Source organism: Neobacillus niacini (assembly GCF_000759675.1).
Taxonomy (GTDB): domain Bacteria; phylum Bacillota; class Bacilli; order Bacillales; family Cytobacillaceae; genus Neobacillus; species Neobacillus niacini_A.
The window spans coordinates 1-274 of the sequence record NZ_BAWM01000140.1 but is presented as its reverse complement, the minus strand read 5'-3'; the positions used below and the strand labels follow the sequence as shown (position 1 = coordinate 274).

Annotated in this window: 1 protein-coding gene; it reads right to left on the bottom strand. The window is 39.4% G+C overall.

The genetic code is table 11. The features are described 5' to 3' along the window. Window positions 1–274, bottom strand: a 274-nt coding sequence (locus TR08_RS26020) for a transposase (RefSeq protein WP_045523232.1), incomplete at both ends; no start/stop codon positions are given.

Sequence of the window (274 nt, the reverse complement as noted above, 5' to 3'; positions counted from 1 at the left end):
ACAGTAAGACTCATTTCTTCGTGCTATTCCTACAAAAATCCTTGCTAGTTTACCTATCAGTTTCATGATTGATTTCATTTTCTTTAACTTCTTTACCTTCACATTATGGGAATGGAGGGCTTTAAACTCAGGGTTATTCATCACTAGGCTCATAGTTGCTAAGTAGAGGAATCGTCGGAGTCTGGACCTTCCACGCTTTGAAATGACAATCTGACCTTTCCATTTTCCTGAACTTGCTTCAGCTAGGTGTAATCCCGCATGACGTAATAGAGAA